Source organism: Pseudomonas frederiksbergensis (genome assembly GCF_017114915.1).
GTDB classification, from domain to species: Bacteria; Pseudomonadota; Gammaproteobacteria; order Pseudomonadales; family Pseudomonadaceae; genus Aquipseudomonas; species Aquipseudomonas frederiksbergensis_I.
In genome coordinates this window covers 43,974-58,933 of record NZ_JAAUOE010000011.1, presented here as the reverse complement: position 1 = coordinate 58,933, position 14,960 = coordinate 43,974, and the positions used below count along the sequence as shown (strand labels likewise).

17 protein-coding genes are annotated in these 14,960 nt (G+C 58.6%); 6 read left to right on the top strand and 11 right to left on the bottom strand.

The features are described from left to right. Positions 1 to 125: 125 nt before the first annotated feature. On the top strand, positions 126 to 446 hold the full coding sequence (locus HCU66_RS10865; protein WP_205888489.1) for a transcriptional regulator: 321 nt from the start codon (positions 126 to 128) through the stop codon (positions 444 to 446). 72 nt (positions 447 to 518) lie between these two features. Beyond that, positions 519 to 1,409 carry a pseudouridine synthase gene (locus HCU66_RS10860; protein ID WP_205888488.1) on the top strand — a complete coding sequence of 297 codons (891 nt, stop codon included), beginning with the start codon at positions 519 to 521 and terminating at the stop codon, positions 1,407 to 1,409. A 90-nt stretch (positions 1,410 to 1,499) separates the two neighbouring features. Here HCU66_RS10860 and HCU66_RS10855 read toward each other — a convergent pair whose 3' ends face one another. Both HCU66_RS10855 and mobA read right to left on the bottom strand, forming a co-directional pair. Further along, positions 1,500 to 1,721: a YgdI/YgdR family lipoprotein gene (locus HCU66_RS10855; protein WP_205888487.1), complete on the bottom strand. Its 222-nt coding sequence runs from the start codon at positions 1,719 to 1,721 to the stop codon at positions 1,500 to 1,502. A 76-nt stretch (positions 1,722 to 1,797) separates the two neighbouring features. Then, entirely contained in the window at positions 1,798 to 2,400 is a 603-nt protein-coding gene (mobA, locus tag HCU66_RS10850) for a molybdenum cofactor guanylyltransferase MobA (RefSeq protein WP_205888486.1), read from the bottom strand. Positions 2,401 to 2,481: 81 nt separating this feature from the next. Between mobA and moaB the strand changes: the two genes are divergently transcribed. Both moaB and HCU66_RS10840 read left to right on the top strand, forming a co-directional pair. Further along, positions 2,482 to 3,021, top strand: a complete 540-nt coding sequence (moaB, locus tag HCU66_RS10845) for a molybdenum cofactor biosynthesis protein B (RefSeq protein WP_205888485.1) — start codon at positions 2,482 to 2,484, stop codon at positions 3,019 to 3,021. Continuing rightward, the gene (locus tag HCU66_RS10840; RefSeq protein WP_205888484.1) at positions 3,005 to 4,231 is read left to right on the top strand and encodes a molybdopterin-binding protein; all 1,227 of its coding nucleotides are present in this window, start codon (positions 3,005 to 3,007) and stop codon (positions 4,229 to 4,231) included. Before moaB ends, HCU66_RS10840 begins: the two co-directional genes overlap by 17 nt. 66 nt (positions 4,232 to 4,297) lie before the next feature. Here HCU66_RS10840 and HCU66_RS10835 read toward each other — a convergent pair whose 3' ends face one another. The 4 genes from HCU66_RS10835 to HCU66_RS10820 form a co-directional block, all read right to left on the bottom strand. After that, the gene (locus tag HCU66_RS10835) at positions 4,298 to 4,606 is read right to left on the bottom strand and encodes a hypothetical protein (protein WP_205888483.1); all 309 of its coding nucleotides are present in this window, start codon (positions 4,604 to 4,606) and stop codon (positions 4,298 to 4,300) included. A 402-nt stretch (positions 4,607 to 5,008) separates the two neighbouring features. Beyond that, positions 5,009 to 5,668 carry a response regulator gene (locus tag HCU66_RS10830; protein ID WP_205888482.1) on the bottom strand — a complete coding sequence of 220 codons (660 nt, stop codon included), beginning with the start codon at positions 5,666 to 5,668 and terminating at the stop codon, positions 5,009 to 5,011. Next, positions 5,665 to 6,558 (bottom strand): sensor histidine kinase, encoded by an 894-nt coding sequence (locus HCU66_RS10825; RefSeq protein ID WP_205888564.1) that lies wholly within the window; start codon positions 6,556 to 6,558, stop codon positions 5,665 to 5,667. The genes HCU66_RS10830 and HCU66_RS10825 overlap by 4 nt, the downstream gene beginning before the upstream one ends. Before the next feature lie 474 nt (positions 6,559 to 7,032). Continuing rightward, positions 7,033 to 7,506 carry a hypothetical protein gene (locus HCU66_RS10820; protein WP_205888481.1) on the bottom strand — a complete coding sequence of 158 codons (474 nt, stop codon included), beginning with the start codon at positions 7,504 to 7,506 and terminating at the stop codon, positions 7,033 to 7,035. A gap of 462 nt (positions 7,507 to 7,968) precedes the next feature. Here HCU66_RS10820 and HCU66_RS10815 point away from each other — a divergent pair, with 462 nt between their 5' ends. Together HCU66_RS10815 and HCU66_RS10810 are read left to right on the top strand one after the other, a co-directional pair. Next, positions 7,969 to 8,904: a chemotaxis protein CheV gene (locus tag HCU66_RS10815; protein ID WP_205888480.1), complete on the top strand. Its 936-nt coding sequence runs from the start codon at positions 7,969 to 7,971 to the stop codon at positions 8,902 to 8,904. A gap of 110 nt (positions 8,905 to 9,014) precedes the next feature. Further along, positions 9,015 to 9,818, top strand: a complete 804-nt coding sequence (locus HCU66_RS10810) for an MOSC domain-containing protein (protein WP_205888479.1) — start codon at positions 9,015 to 9,017, stop codon at positions 9,816 to 9,818. A 69-nt stretch (positions 9,819 to 9,887) separates the two neighbouring features. On the opposite strand, the gene ppnP is transcribed toward HCU66_RS10810, so the two are convergent. The 5 genes from ppnP to atuD all read right to left on the bottom strand — a co-directional run bounded on the left by ppnP (position 9,888) and on the right by atuD (position 14,915). Continuing rightward, positions 9,888 to 10,172: a pyrimidine/purine nucleoside phosphorylase gene (ppnP, locus tag HCU66_RS10805; RefSeq protein WP_007895072.1), complete on the bottom strand. Its 285-nt coding sequence runs from the start codon at positions 10,170 to 10,172 to the stop codon at positions 9,888 to 9,890. Positions 10,173 to 10,246: 74 nt separating this feature from the next. Then, positions 10,247 to 10,795 carry a 3'-5' exonuclease gene (locus tag HCU66_RS10800; protein ID WP_205888478.1) on the bottom strand — a complete coding sequence of 183 codons (549 nt, stop codon included), beginning with the start codon at positions 10,793 to 10,795 and terminating at the stop codon, positions 10,247 to 10,249. 71 nt (positions 10,796 to 10,866) lie between these two features. After that, positions 10,867 to 12,828 (bottom strand): acetyl/propionyl/methylcrotonyl-CoA carboxylase subunit alpha, encoded by a 1,962-nt coding sequence (locus tag HCU66_RS10795; RefSeq protein WP_205888477.1) that lies wholly within the window; start codon positions 12,826 to 12,828, stop codon positions 10,867 to 10,869. Positions 12,829 to 12,963: 135 nt separating this feature from the next. Further along, positions 12,964 to 13,761, bottom strand: coding sequence for an enoyl-CoA hydratase/isomerase family protein (locus HCU66_RS10790; protein WP_205888476.1), 798 nt, complete (start codon positions 13,759 to 13,761; stop codon positions 12,964 to 12,966). Next, entirely contained in the window at positions 13,758 to 14,915 is a 1,158-nt protein-coding gene (gene atuD, locus HCU66_RS10785) for a citronellyl-CoA dehydrogenase (RefSeq protein ID WP_205888475.1), read from the bottom strand. Before atuD ends, HCU66_RS10790 begins: the two co-directional genes overlap by 4 nt. Positions 14,916 to 14,960 lie beyond the last annotated feature (45 nt).

Below are 14,960 nucleotides of genomic sequence, written 5' to 3'. Positions count from 1 at the left end.
TTTCATCCATTGGCGAAAGGTTGGTTATTCGGTTACTGTATGTGTATACAGTTATTCGGATTGCCTGCCATGTTTCTCCCTGTTCGGGGTTGGGCAGCCGATCCCGCAAGTCAGAGGGATGAATCATGGTCAATGTCGAACAATTGAAGAACAGTGTGAACCGGATGTCGGCAGACGTGGTGCGCGAGGCTGTCCTCGAATTGCGTCTGGATGGTCTGGTCACGGAAGGAAAAACGCCGTTCAATAAACTGCATTTCAATACCTGTTTCGCTGAAATCGAAGCCTTGTTCCAGCGTGCGGGTTACCACCGGCAGCTGGATGTCGTGGGCTATCAGGGTCTGTTGTATGCGCTTTATGATCCGGGGCGCTGGGAAGCGGTCGAGGTGCTGCGCTGGCTCAAGGAGTTCATCGAAGCGGCCGCTCGAACGCAGTCGATACCGGCCTGAGGATTCTCTTCTAGGTTCGTTCCGGCCACTGTTGGATAATGCCGCCCTGCATTGAGGGTTAGAGCTTTTCGTATGTCCACTTCATCTTTTTCTGCTGCACACAATCAGGCCAGTACGCTCTATCTGCCGCCTGGTCCGTGGCTGACCGTATTCGATTGCCTGTGTGAACACTTCAGCGCCATCGGTCGTGAGCAATGGCTGGACAGAATCGCTCGCGGTCGCGTTCTCGATGGGCAAGGCCTGCCGATCGCCCTGGACCTGCCTTACAAGGAAGGGCTGCGCATTCATTATTTCCGTGAGGTGCCGGACGAAAAACCGATCCCGGTGGTGGAGTCGATCCTTTATGCAGACGAGCATCTGGTGGTAGCGGACAAGCCGCACTTCCTGCCGGTGACTCCGGCTGGCGAATACGTGGAGCAGACATTGCTGCGACGACTGATCCGGCGACTGGATAACCCGCATCTGGTGCCTTTGCATCGCATTGACCGGCATACGGCGGGGCTGGTGCTGTTTTCGGCCAATCCTCAGAGTCGGTCGGCGTATCAGTCATTGTTTCCTTCGCGCCAGATTGAAAAACGCTACGAAGCAATCGCTCGGGCATTGCCTGAATTGACCTTCCCGATGGTCCATAAAAGTCGGCTCATCGATGGCGAGCCGTTCTTTCGCATGCAGGAAGGTCCGGGAGTCAGCAATACCGAGACGGCTGTCGAGGTCAGGGAGAAAAATGGTGAACTCTGGCGTTATGCGCTTTACCCGGTGACGGGCAAGAAACATCAGTTGCGAGTGCACATGGCGGCCTTGGGTGCCGGCATCTGCAATGACCCGTTCTATCCGCAGGTGCTCAAGGATGTAGAAGACGACTATGCCAATCCCTTGAAGCTGCTGGCCCAGGGACTGCGATTTGTCGATCCGGTAACGGGGCAGGAAAGAGCATTCGAAAGCACCATCACCTTGCAGTGGTGATCACAGGGCGCGGTGATCCTGCTTTCCTTCGGTCACGAAAAAGCCCGCTTTTAAAAGCGGGCTTTTCTATATCCGGGATCGCCGCAAAGATTACAACTCTTTAACGGTACGGATCTGATCCTTGTTGATGCGGGTGTGTTTGCCATCCAGCTGTTCGAATTCGTAAAAGCCCGATTCTTCATCGTACTTAGGCGTGTCGACGGCCTGGATTTCTCGACCGTCATTCAAGGTGATCACTGAAGGCGACGCGCAACCGGCGAGGGTTGCAAGGCTCAGTGCGAGCATGAAAGTGGCGAGGGTCCGTTGGATCATGGGTGTGTCTCCGAATGGAAAATCTTTTGATTGCTGAGCTTGAGACGTATGCAACGCACGCAAGTTCCTTCGAGTGTCAGTCTGACACAGTGTGATGCGTGCTTAACAGTTCCGGTGTATTGAGGTTGGCCAGACGAGGGTCCTTGTCGGGGCATTGCAGAGCTGTGGCGCCCAATGTGCGCATAAGGCGGCCCGGGCTGCGCTCGCCTTCGTTCCAGGCAGTTTCGAAGGCTGCTGAAAGGGCGACGGGAATCATGCACAGCAATGGTTCCCAGTGTTCGCCATGGCGCAGCATTAACGGTTTGTCCGGATGCTGCGCGGCGGTTTCACGCATGCTCTGCAGCAGCGTGGCATCGATGCGTGGCACATCGCAGGGCAATACCAGCAGGTGCGTGTGGCGGGCGGCCTTCAAACCTGCGCGAATACCTGCCAATGGCCCCGGAAAGTCGCCTTCGTCGTCATGGACCAACTGATCCGCATAAGGCGCATATTTTTCCAGATTTCTGTTGCAGGAGATGATCAGGTCATCACTCAGCGGACGGGTCTTGCGGTGCAGATGCGCAATCAATGGCTCGCCGTGCCATTCCAGCAAGCCCTTGTCCTGACCACCCATGCGTTGGCCACGACCGCCAGCCAGGAGCAGAATGGAGCAGGGCGCCAGAGGTGTATTCGAGGTCATCGCACTTCTCCATGGGGGCGGCGAAAAAATGAGGCGCTGTGATATAACACCGGGCTGTTTCTCCTACAACTGGACGAGCCTATGAAAGCCAAGGCCGATGTACCTTTCGCACCGCTCAACATCGCGGTGCTGACTGTCAGCGATACCCGTACCCTGGAAACCGATACCTCAGGTCAGGTCTTCGTTGACCGTTTGAGTGCTGCCGGTCATAACCTGGCTGCCCGTGTACTGCTTAAAGATGACCTCTACAAAATTCGTGCGCAAGTCGCCAGCTGGATTGCCGACGAGGTCGTGCAAGTGGTGCTGATCACTGGCGGTACCGGGTTCACCGGTCGCGACAGCACGCCCGAAGCCGTGAGTTGCCTGCTGGATAAGCAGGTCGATGGTTTTGGTGAGTTGTTCCGGCAGATATCGGTGGCGGATATCGGCACCTCGACGGTTCAGTCCCGGGCTCTGGCCGGTCTGGCCAATGGCACGCTGGTTTGCTGCTTGCCGGGTTCGACCAATGCGGTGCGCACCGGTTGGGACGGCATTCTCGCCGAGCAACTGGATTCCCGGCACCGTCCGTGCAATTTCGTGACCCACCTGAAACAGGCGGCACCCTGTGAATCCCGCGGGTAAGCCAGGCAAGACTGGCAGTCTGATGGCTGTCGAGGTGGCACTGGCGCGTTTACTGGAAATGGCCGACACCTCGAAAATTCGTGAGCACGAACGCTTGCCGCTGGCGCAGGTCCAGGGGCGTGTGCTAGCCGCCGATCTGGTCTCGACACTTGATTTACCGCCCTGGTCCAACAGTGCCATGGACGGTTATGCCTTACGCTTGTCCGACTGGACGGGAGAGCCGTTGCCGGTCAGTCAGAAGATTTTTGCAGGCCTGGCTCCGGAGCCCTTGCAGCCGGGTACCTGCGCACGGATCTTCACCGGAGCACCTGTGCCCGCAGGTGCTGATTGTGTCGAGATGCAGGAGAACGCCGAGGTTCAGGCGGATGAGCGGGTACGTTTCACGCAGACCATGGCCCCGGGACAGAACATCCGTCCACAAGGCCAGGAAACTACTGTCGGTGAACTGATCTTGCCCGCCGGAACACGCCTGGGGGCTATTGAGCAGGGGCTGGCGGCATCGCTGGGATGCGCTGAACTGGACGTGGTTCGCAAAGTTCGTGTTGCGGTCTTGTCTACCGGTGATGAATTGATTGAACCGGGTCAGGCCCTCGGGCCAGGGCAGATCTACAACAGTAATCGGGTATTGCTCTGCAGCTGGTTGCAGCGTCTGGGTTGTGAGGTGATCGATGCCGGCATTCTTCCCGATGATTTGCCGACCACTCGTGCCCGCCTTGGTGAGTTGAAGGATGTCGACCTGATTCTTTCGACCGGTGGCGTATCGGTGGGAGAGGCCGACTTTTTGGGCATTGCCTTGCGTGAAGAGGGCGAGTTGACCCTGTGGAAGCTTGCCATCAAACCAGGCAAGCCGCTGACGTTCGGGTATTTTCGTGGCGTACCTGTCATTGGTCTGCCCGGCAATCCGGCGTCGACCCTGGTGACTTTTGCTCTGTTGGCAAGGCCCTACCTCTTGCGCCGCCAAGGCGTAAAAGAGGTCGAGCCCCTGAAGTTTCAGGTGCCGGCAGGGTTTGTCTGGCCAAAGGCTGGCAACCGACGTGAGTACCTGCGTGGACGTTTGGAAAATGGCCGGGCAATCATCTACAGGAATCAGAGTTCTGGCGTACTGCGCAGCGCCGCCTGGGCTGATGGTCTGGTTGAAGTACTGGAGGGCCGTACGCTGATCGAGGGTGATTGTGTGAGCTTCATCCCGTTGAGTGAAGTCTTGGGCTGATACAGGCCCCTGGTTCTGCCACGTAAGCCCGGTTGAAAGAGTCGGGCTTGCGTGCATGACGGTTCCTTAATTTGCCAGAAGTGTCACCACCTGGTCGAAGCGACTGTTGGCGATCCAGGCCAAAAGCCCCAGGATCACAGCTGTTCCGCCGGCCGAATAGGCAAGCCGGTGCTTGATGGATTTGACGTCACCGCGGACTTCATCCATGTCTCTTCGGATGTACTTGAGGTGTGTCTCCAGTTCAGTGACGCGAGGTTCCATATCAACTTCTCCGGTGGGCTTTGCGCTGCTTTTGAATTCAGTCTGATGATTGGCGCGATTGTCTGCGAACGGCGCGACCGGAGTTACCGGTAGTCTGAGGTCATGGCTTTGCATGGAGTAACTGGGTCCTTGCGTTAAAACCATTCAAGCGGCCGATACCGTTATTGCTTGCGATTTTTGAGGCCCTCAAGGGGGTTCCATTCATTGTTTGCACGTCCCTGTGTAATTGATGGGTGATGACTGATAACCGCTGACACAACGGTGTACCAATTGCCCTGATGGGTCAATTGAGCCGATTCCTCACGTTTTGTAAGAAAAAATACCGCTCTGTAGGACTCCAGTGCCTTCCCTTGGAAATAACTGAAATTCTTGCGACTTTTATGAGGGGCTGCGAGGTCAGCATCTCCCATACGGATTTCGGATTGGGGAGTGACAACAATGAGTGAGCAAGGCGCCCGGCGGCATTGTGGGTGCATTTGCCCGAAGGCTCGCCGCTGTTGAGCGTCTTGAGTCCGGTTAGTCGTCCAGACTGATGATTTGCTCGCGCACGGCGAACAGTACCAGGCCAGCCACATCGTAGATCTGCAAGCGTTTCATGATCTGCGAGCGGTGGGTTTCGACTGTCTTGATGCTCAGGCCCAGGCCATTGGCAATTTCCCGGGTGGATTTTCCGCGAACGATCAGTCGCAGGATTTCCAGCTGACGAGCCGTCAGGTTGTGCGAATCCTGTGTTTGCGCCTGGTTTTTCTGGGTTCGGTTCAGCGCCTGGTTGATCACGGTGTGAGCAATGGCCGGGCTCAGGTAACGTTCGTTGTTGCGCAAGGCATTCAGGGCATGTTCGAGCTCGGTGGCCGTGGTGTCCTTGAGCAGGTAGCCATGAGCCCCGGCCTCCAGTGCCTGCATGATGAGCGCCGGGTCGGTGTGCATGGACAGAATGAGCACTTTGCACTGCGCACGTACTCGTTTGAGTCGCTGCAAGGCTTCAAGGCCGCCGGTTTCTTTCATGGAAATATCCAGCAGGATAATGTCCGGGGACAGCTGCTCGACCATCTCGAGTAAATGCGAGCCATCATTGGCCTCACCGATGACCGCAAAACCGGGAATATCCAGCACCAGAGCGCGCACGCCAGCCCTGATAAGTGAGTGGTCGTCCACCAGAAGTAAGTTACAAGTCAACGCATAACCTTATTCGTACTGGCCCGTTCCAGCGCGCGAGGCGCCCAGGGGAAGAGTGCTTCGATTTGAGTACCTTTGCCCGGCTCGCTGGTCACGGTCAGCGTGCCGCCAAACTGATCGATTCGTTCCGACATTCCGGCCATTCCGCGTTGCCCCTCGCGAGCTGGGTCTGCCGCTGGTGCGAAACCCAGGCCATCGTCGCTGATCAACAGCGTCAGGCCCTGGGGCAGGCGTTGCAGGCGGATCAGCAGATTCCTGGCTTGGGCATGACGCAATATATTGGTAACCGCTTCTTGAGTGATGCGAAAGGCCGCCACCGCCATTTCCTCCGGTATGCCAGTCAAACGTTGATGGCATTCCAGGCTCCAGTGCACGGACGTATTGGCCAGGGTTCTGAGTAAATGCGCACGCAGACTGGCTTCCAGCCCGAGACTGGTCAGTTGTCGTGGGTTCAGGATGGCCGACATATCACGAACCTTGGTCAGGGTTTCGTCCAGCGTCTCGCAGAGCACCGAACATTGACCCTGCAGTTCTTCGGGCAATCGACGTTTGAGCCATTCACTTTGAAGTTTTGCGGCGGTCAGCAATTGGCCGATGTCATCATGCAATTCCCGACTGAGCCTGTGGCGTTCGTTTTCCTGAACTTGCAGCAGACGCTCGGCCAGTTCTTGAGGCTGAAACTTTATCGATTTGCGCGAGAGACGATGGCCCACCCAGACGCAGATCAGCACCGCACTATTGAGCACCAGCAGACTCACAGGCAGAGGCATGGACAAGCTATAGACCAGCAGGCTGCCAAGCGCCGAGCAGGCACACAGTAAAAGCGTGAACCGGCGCGCACTTTTCCGGGAGGGTTGCCACAGGGTGATTGACTTGAGGCTGGCGTACATAGCGGTTGGAGCCAATGGATGTTCGCTACGGGCAGACCGGCCATAAGGGGTTGACGGGTCTCTGTGTGGAAATTCTGTTGTATGAGTCGCCATTAATGAATGCAGTGCAATGCTCGAAACGCGGCCTGTTCTCGCCTGTAGTCACTCTGCCATTAATTGACGTCAACGAATGGGCGGCATAGTACCACCTAAGATACCGTCGGTCGCGTCTGCTATATAAGTCTGCACAAGTCAGGAAATAACGTTTTTGGACGGCAGTTCTACAATGGAAAAACTTTCGATTCTATCTTCGAAAGATATCGAGTGTGCCAGGCTTTTTGTTTTGCAATAGCTGAAGTCGAGGGCGGGGTTACTATTTGTTTAGAACCGCCGTCGACAGATATGAAATATTCAATAGCGTCATGAGCATGCTCAAGTTACAGGGGCGACATCATTCCAATAAAAATGCCCAATTTGGCATAGGGGCTGATGAGTTCAGGCCTGTCGTTCCGAGAACGACGAAACGAGCCTGAACGGTCTGGAGAGTCTGGGCGGCTGAAACTGACTTTTTCCCACTTGAAATGCAAACGCTTCGATCAGGGAGGTCTGTTCACTGTCATCCAGGCTGAGTTGGCCGGTGGTCTGGTCGATGAGTTCGAGTTGCCAGGCCATTAGCGTGAAGCAATCCTTGAGCGCTTCCAGCGCCTGATCATGCAGGTCCATGTGGATCTGGGCATGGCTCAGCAATCCATGAATGTGCAATGAGAACTCCGAAACGGCTGCCAATGCCAGGGCATCGGCCTTGTTCGCCAACTTGAGAAGGGTGCTGAGCATGCAATCGATGGCGTCCTTGTCATTGCTGATCAGCTGCAAATGACTCAGGCACTCTTCGGATTTGGCCAGGAGCATTTCAGCCTCGACAAGAAACTCCGGAAACCGCTGAGACCACTCTTTGGGGGAGTTCGGCATGCTTATCTCCACAACGTCATGTCAGATGAGGGAATGTCGTGTGTGCTGACGAGAACCTTACGTGTTCCGGCGCTGCCAGGCTTTCCTGAGATCGCGCTCCGGCAGGCATGGGCGCGGGCTGGGGAACTCGAGAGGGTGGATGACCACTGACCTGCGATCGCACACAAAAGCCTGACTCCGTTCATGCAATGAGAATGGCGTCACATTAATGGCTATTGGATATTGCGAATATCAGGCTGTGCCTGATTGTGCCTAGGGGAATCCCTTACGCAGGGGAACCTAACGTGCAAACCGAGGTCGCGCCGCAGGGGATGATGCAGATGAAATCACGGGGTCAGTAAAGCATGATGTTAATGTGACATCAATGCTTGGCCGTGGCATTTTGTCTGGGGGTCAAGATTCGGCAAAAACAGCCGATAACTCCCTTTAGTGAATTCATCAGAACAAGCCCAGGAGTCATTAATGGCCGGCATTCTCGACACGGTAGACCAACGCACGCAACTGGTGGGTGAGAATCGCCTGGAAATTCTCATGTTCCGGCTGGCCGGACGGCAATTGTTCGCGATCAACGTCTTCAAGGTCCAGGAAGTGCTGCAGCTGCCGAAGCTGACCCTGATGCCACAGCGCCATCCCTTTGTTTGCGGCGTGGTCAACCTGCGTGGCCAGACGCTGCCGGTGATCGACCTGTCCCAGGCGATCGGCATGCGTCCGCTGGTGCCAAGCTCCACCAGTACCATCATCGTCACCGAATACAACCGCTCGGTGCAGGCATTCCTGGTCGGTGGCGTGGACCGCATCGTCAATATGAATTGGGAAGCCATTCTGCCACCGCCGACCAGCGCCGGTCGCCAGCATTACCTGACCGCCATCAGCAAGGTCGACGATCAGTTGGTGGAAATCATCGATGTCGAAAAAGTCCTGGCCGAAATCGTTCCATACAACGCCAAGGTCTCGCGCGACAAACTCGACGATCCGGTTCTGGAGCGCGCCCGTGGTCGTGAAGTGCTGTTGGTGGATGACTCGAACGTGGCCCTGTCGCAACTGCGCGACACTCTGGGGCAGTTGGGCGTGAAGATGCACATCGCCAGCGATGGCTTGAAGGCGCTGAACATGCTCAAGGCCTGGGCCGATACGGGTGAAGTCATGACTGACAAGTTGCTGATGATTTTCACTGATGCGGAAATGCCGGAGATGGACGGCTATCGCCTGACCACCGAAATCCGCAACGACCCCCGTTTGCGCGGCCTTTATGTGGTCCTGCACACCTCGCTGTCGGGTAGCTTCAACGACTCGATGGTCAAGAAGGTCGGGTGCGACAACTTCCTCTCCAAATTCCAGCCCGACAAACTCGTCGACGTGGTGCGCCAGCGCCTGATGCTCGATACGGTATCTGCCTGAAACGGACACGTCAGGAGCCAGCGGTGCGGCGATCCGACTTGTCACTGGGCCTTTGATTCGGCGATCAAGCTCGTATAGGGTGGCTTTTTTTAGCCACCAGGGAGCTGGCCATGCGTCTGAGCGCGCTTTATCGTTTTCCGTTGAAATCCGGCAAGGGCGAGAGCCTGAATCAGATCAGCCTGGACAAGCTGGGGCTGGACGGCGACCGACGCTGGATGCTGGTGGACGAGGCCAGCGGGCGCTTTCTGACCCAGCGTGCGGTGGCGAAAATGAGTCAGCTGTCAGCCTTGTGGAATGCCGATGGCGGCTTGACCCTCAGTGCCCCGGGCCATTCACCGATCGATATTGCATTGCCTGACGGCGACGCAGAGCTGCGCGGCGTGACCATCTGGCGCGACACCTTGCGCGTCCCCGATGCCGGCGACGCGGCAGGTGCCTGGGTCAGCGAGTTCATCGGCAAGCCGACGCGTCTGGTGCAAGTGCCGCTTGATCGTGCACGGACCACCCAGGCCGGTTATGGCAAAGACGATGATCAGGTGGCTTTTGCCGACGGTTTTCCGTTGTTGCTGATTGGTCAGGCGTCGCTGGAAGACTTGTCGCAACGGGTCGGGCGGCCGCTGGAGATGTTGCGTTTTCGGCCCAATCTGGTGATCGAGGGCAGTGAGGCTTATGCCGAAGATGGCTGGAAGCGCATCCGCATCGGTGATGTCGAGTTCCGCGTGGTCAAGTCCTGCTCACGTTGCATTCTGACCACCATCGACCCGCAGACCGGCGAGCGCAGCGAAGATCGTGAGCCGCTGGCGACCTTGCAGAAGTACCGGGCCCAGGAAGACGGCGCGATGTTCGGGCAGAACCTGGTCAATGACGGTAACGGCCGGCTCGAAGTCGGCATGCCGGTGACGATCCTCGAATAGCTGCCCTGAATAAAAAAATGCCCGTGTCCTTGGACACGGGCATTTTTTTCGCAGTGAAAACCCAGGGGTTTAGCCGCGGTATTCGCACAGGTAAGCGGTGTCGACGGCCACTTTCAGCTGGAACTTGCTGTTGGCGGGCACGTTGAACTGGCTGCCGGCGGCGAAGGTTTCCCAGGTGTCGCTGTCAGGCAGTTTGACGGTCAGGGCGCCGGACACCACGTGCATGATTTCACGCTGGCTGGTGCCGAATTCGTATTCGCCCGGTGCCATGACGCCGATGGTCGCCGGACCTTCAGCGGTGCCAAAGGCGATCGACTTGACGGTGCCGTCGAAGTACTCGTTGACTTTAAACATGGGCGGTTCCTCGAAAAGGGCTAAAAAGGGCCGGCCAGTATGCACAAGGTGTCGATAGGCGTCACCTCCTGCACTCAAGGATTAACCGGGAAAACCAGCGGCAGCAGGCGCGCGGTATTGCGCGCATCCTCCAGCGCCCGATGCTGTTGGCCGTTGAACTGCAGGCCCGCCAGTTGCAGGGCGCCATTAAGCCCCAGTGGGCGCTCCAGCCGACAAACCTTGGCAAAGCGTTGCTTGAGGTTCATGTGCGGCACCCGGCTCAGGGCACTGTCGAGTTGCAGGCGCTGCCATTCCTGAAGCAGCTGTTTGCGGTCGTAATCGCCCCAACTGGCCCAGCCTTCCAGGCGCGAGTGATGCTGGCCGAGCCAGCGCTCGAACGAGGCCCAGACGTCGTTCAGGGGCTGGGCGGCATCGACATTGGCTTGGGTAATATGGGTCAGTTCCCGGCAAAACGGCGTCAGCAAGGGCCGACGCAACGGGCGCACGAAGCTCTGGAAGTGATCCAGTTCCCGGCCCTTGCGGTCCACGAGGGTGGCGCCGACTTCGATGATTTCCATTTCCGTTACTGGCCAGCCACCCTCATCGGTGGTGGCTTCCAGATCAATGACCAGCCAGTGAGGCATCGCAGGGTTCCTGGTATCCGCGTCCTGATAGGGCTTGAGCGTAGCCAAACCCGACGGATCCGCCTAGCGGCTTATTCGACCTCCAACAAAATCTGACGATTTTTCACCTGGTCGCCGACCCTGACCTGCAAGCGTTTGAGCACCCCGTCGATACCCGATTTGAGCGGGTGCTCCATTTTCATCGCTTCGAGCACTACCAAAAGCTGACCTTTGCTGACCGGGCTGCCTTCACTGACCAATACGTCGACGATCGCCCCGTCCATCGGCGCCTTGAGCGTGCCGGAACTGACACTGACTTGGCCGCTGACCTGCGCCTGGGTCCGATCGACCAGCCGCAGGCTGCCGGGGCGCGTGAACAACCAGAGTTGCCCGGCCTCGAGACGGTAGGCATGGCGTTGGCGGATGCCGTCGATTTGCAGGGTGGCCCAGCCTCCGTCGCATCCGATGATCTTCAGTTCGAGGGCTCGGGCGCCGACCTGAACCTGGAAGGGCTCGCCAGGTTCAGCGTTCAATTCCACCGGCCAATCCTGATCCTCCAGGCCAATCCGGTAGTGCAGCGGCACGCTGGCATTGTTGCGCCAACCGGCCAGGGGGGCGCGGTGAGCCTGAGCGGATGCCTGATAAAACAGCACCGCGGCGATGGCCAGTTCTTCGGCGCTCGGCACATGAGGATGCAGGCAGGGATGGTCGGCGAAGTACGTGGGGATGAACCCGGTACTGAACTCGCCACTGACGAACCGCGGGTGCTCCAGCAGGTTGGCGAGCAAGCGCTGATTGCTCTGCACCCCCAGCAGCACGCTGTCTTGCACCGCCCGCAGCAACTTGCGCCGGGCTTCTTCGCGGGTGGCACCGTGGGCGATGAGTTTGCCCAGCAACGGGTCATAGAACGGGCTGACAGACTGACCCTGGAGCAGGCCATGGTCGATCCGCACGCTGTTCTGCAACGCAGGCTCCCAGGCCGCGATTCGCCCGGTTTGCGGCACAAATTCCTGGGCCGGATCTTCGGCGTACAGGCGCACTTCCATGGCATGCCCGTTGAGCTGCACCTGTTCCTGCCGTAGCGGCAGCGGCTGTCCTTCGGCGACGTGTAACTGCCAGGCCACCAGGTCGAGGCCGGTGATCAATTCGGTCACCGGGTGTTCCACTTGCAGCCGAGTGTTCATCTCCAGGAAGTAGAACTGCCCGTGAGCATCCAGCAGGAACTCCACGGTGCCAGCGCCCACGTAATTCACCGCGCGCCCCGCCTTGAGCGCCGCTTCACCCATGGCCTGACGCAACTCGGCGGTCATCACCGGGCAGGGCGCTTCTTCGATGATTTTCTGGTGGCGGCGCTGAATCGAACAGTCGCGCTCGCCGAGGTAGATCAGGTTGCCGTGCTGGTCACCGAACACCTGAACCTCGACGTGACGCGGATCGATCAGGGCTTGTTCGAGGATCAGTTCGTTGCTGCCAAACCCGTGCAGCGCTTCAGAGCGAGCGGTGCGGATCTGCCCCGGCAACTCGACGGCGCTACGCACCAGGCGCATCCCACGACCACCACCGCCGGCGCTGGCCTTGATCATCAGCGGGTAGCCGATGCGTTCGGCTTCGCGGCTCAGGGTGGCAGAGTCCTGTTCGCTGCCCTGATAGCCTTTAATGCAGGGCACGCCTGCTTTGATCATGGCGAGTTTCGCCAGCCGTTTACTGCCCATCAGCTCGATGGCTTCGGGGCTGGGGCCGATGAACGTGATGCCGGCCTGTTGGCAGGCGAGGGCGAATTTGGCGTTTTCCGAGAGGAAACCGTAACCGGGGTGGATCGCATCGGCACCGGTGCGCCGGGCGGCGTCGATGATGGCCGGGATGTTCAGATAAGACTGCTGCACCGGGGCCGGGCCGATGTTCACGGCTTCGTCGGCCATCTGCACATGCAGCGCTTCGGCGTCGGCATCGCTGAACACCGCGACCGTGCGGTAGCCCAGGTTTTGCGCGGTGCGCTGGATGCGGCAGGCGATTTCACCGCGGTTGGCGATCAGGATTTTTTTGAGGGCGGGCATCGGTTATTCCCTTGGTTTTTGCGGTGAATGTAAGGGCCTCTTCGCGGGCAAGCCTCGCTCCTACAGGTTTTGTGTCGTGCCCAAATCACGCGGCCATCGCTGAATCTGTAGGAGCGAGGCTTGCCCGCGAAGCTCTTAAACGGCCCACCCCGGTTTACGCTTCTGCACAAAAGCCATCGTCCCCTCGACCCCTTCAGCTCCGATCACCGCTTCGCTGAACCACTCGGCCGCCTGATCCAGCAACGCTCCCGATGGCTGTCCGGCGCTCGCCAGCAACAGTTTTTTGGTCGCCGCATTCGCCCCGGGCGCGCAACACAGCACATGGGCCAGCACCTCATCGAGGCGCTCGGCCAAAGCTTGCGCGTCATGCTCGACAAAATGCACCAGCCCCATCCGCCGCGCCTGGGTGCCATCGAAGCGTGCGGCGGTCAGGGCCAGTCGACGGGCCTGGGTCAGACCGATGCGCTGTACCACGAACGGCGCGATCTGCGCCGGCAGCAGGCCGAGGCTGGTTTCCGGTAGGCCGAACTGCGCTTGATGATCGGCCATCGCGATATCACTCACGCACGCCAGGCCGAAACCCCCGCCAAGCACCGCGCCTTGCAGCACGCTGATCACTACTTGCGGCGCGTTTTGGGTTTCTTCCAGCAAGGTACCGAACGCGCGATTCAATTCGCGGTAGGCGGTCGCACCTTGAGCACGGGCGTTGGCCATGTCCTTGATGTCGGCGCCGGCACAAAAATGCCCGCCGGCACCGCCGATCACCAGCGCGCGAATCTGCCGGTCATCGCGCACCGCCACCAGCACCGCCCGCAGTTCGGCGACCATCTGCAAGTTCATGGCATTGCGACTGTCGGGGCGATTGAGGGTGATGTGCAGGACGCCGTTGTGCCGTTCGAGCAACAGGGTCTGGCAAACGGGAAGGGTGCTCATTTGTTTTTCCCCGGCAGGATGCCCATGAGTTTGCAGATGATCCCCAGCATGATTTCGTCGGCACCGCCGCCGATCGACACCAGGCGCACATCGCGGTAAGCCCTGGCCACCGGGTTGTCCCACATGAAACCCATGCCGCCCCAATATTGCAGGCAACTGTCGCTGACTTCCCGGCCCAGTCGCCCGGCCTTGAGTTTGGCCATGGACGCCAGGCGGGTGACGTCCTGGCCGTTGATGTATTGCTCGGTGGCCTGGTAGACCAGCGCCCGCAGGCATTCGATTTCGGTTTGCAGTTCGGCCAGGCGAAAGTGGATGACCTGGTTGTCGATCAGCGCATTGCCGAAGGTTTTACGCTCCTTGCAGTATTCGATGGTGCTGTCGACGCAGTACTCCAGGCCTTTGATCATGTTCGCCGCGCCGAATAGCCGTTCTTCCTGGAACTGCAGCATCTGCATCATGAACCCGGCGCCTTCGTGGCCGATGCGGTTGCGTTGCGGCACGCGCACGTTGTCGAAAAACACCTGGGCGGTTTCCGAACTGCGCATGCCGAGCTTGTCCAGGTGCGAGCTGAGGCTGATCCCGGGGCTGTTCATCGGCACCATGATCAGCGACTTGTTGATGTGCGGCTTGTCGTCCGAGGTGTTGGCCAGCAGGCAGATGAAGTCGGCGCTCGGCGAGTTGGTGATCCACATTTTGCTGCCGTTGATCACGTAGTCGTCGCCGTCCTTGCGGGCGGTAGTTTTCAACCCGGCGACGTCGGAGCCGGCGCCGACTTCGGAAACACCGATGCAGCCGACCTGTTCGCCGGTGATCGCCGGCCGCAGGAATTCTTCGCGCAGTTCATCGGAGCCGAATCGCGCCAGGGCCGGGGTGCACATGTCGGTCTGCACGCCGATGGACATCGGAATGCCGCCGCAATGAATGGTGCCGAACTCTTCGGCCGCCACAATCGAATAGCTGTAATCGAGGCCCATGCCGCCGAATTTTTCCGGCTTGGAAATCCCCAGCAGACCGAGCTCGCCGGCCTTGCGGAAGATGTCATGGATCGGAAAACGCCCGGCCTTTTCCCATTCCTCGACGTGAGGATTGATCTCGTGATCGACGAACTGGCGGACGGTGCGGCGCAGTGCTTCGTGTTCCTGGGTGAAGATCATTTTTATTGTTCTCCTTTCATCCTCGATCGTTCCCACGCTCTGCGT

Excerpts from the sequence above, each read along its gene's own strand:
- HCU66_RS10835 (WP_205888483.1), bottom strand. The coding sequence starts at position 4,606 with ATGCAAAGCCATGACCTCAGACTACCGGTAACTCCGGTCGCGCCGTTC.
- ppnP (WP_007895072.1), bottom strand. The coding sequence starts at position 10,172 with ATGTTTAAAGTCAACGAGTACTTCGACGGCACCGTCAAGTCGATCGCC.
- HCU66_RS10815 (WP_205888480.1), top strand. The coding sequence starts at position 7,969 with ATGGCCGGCATTCTCGACACGGTAGACCAACGCACGCAACTGGTGGGT.
- HCU66_RS10790 (WP_205888476.1), bottom strand. The coding sequence starts at position 13,761 with ATGAGCACCCTTCCCGTTTGCCAGACCCTGTTGCTCGAACGGCACAAC.
- HCU66_RS10860 (WP_205888488.1), top strand. The coding sequence starts at position 519 with ATGTCCACTTCATCTTTTTCTGCTGCACACAATCAGGCCAGTACGCTC.
- HCU66_RS10810 (WP_205888479.1), top strand. The coding sequence starts at position 9,015 with ATGCGTCTGAGCGCGCTTTATCGTTTTCCGTTGAAATCCGGCAAGGGC.
- HCU66_RS10825 (WP_205888564.1), bottom strand. The coding sequence starts at position 6,558 with ATGTACGCCAGCCTCAAGTCAATCACCCTGTGGCAACCCTCCCGGAAA.
- atuD (WP_205888475.1), bottom strand. The coding sequence starts at position 14,915 with ATGATCTTCACCCAGGAACACGAAGCACTGCGCCGCACCGTCCGCCAG.
- HCU66_RS10820 (WP_205888481.1), bottom strand. The coding sequence starts at position 7,506 with ATGCCGAACTCCCCCAAAGAGTGGTCTCAGCGGTTTCCGGAGTTTCTT.
- HCU66_RS10795 (WP_205888477.1), bottom strand. The coding sequence starts at position 12,828 with ATGCCCGCCCTCAAAAAAATCCTGATCGCCAACCGCGGTGAAATCGCC.
- HCU66_RS10855 (WP_205888487.1), bottom strand. The coding sequence starts at position 1,721 with ATGATCCAACGGACCCTCGCCACTTTCATGCTCGCACTGAGCCTTGCA.
- moaB (WP_205888485.1), top strand. The coding sequence starts at position 2,482 with ATGAAAGCCAAGGCCGATGTACCTTTCGCACCGCTCAACATCGCGGTG.
- mobA (WP_205888486.1), bottom strand. The coding sequence starts at position 2,400 with ATGACCTCGAATACACCTCTGGCGCCCTGCTCCATTCTGCTCCTGGCT.
- HCU66_RS10865 (WP_205888489.1), top strand. The coding sequence starts at position 126 with ATGGTCAATGTCGAACAATTGAAGAACAGTGTGAACCGGATGTCGGCA.
- HCU66_RS10800 (WP_205888478.1), bottom strand. The coding sequence starts at position 10,795 with ATGCCTCACTGGCTGGTCATTGATCTGGAAGCCACCACCGATGAGGGT.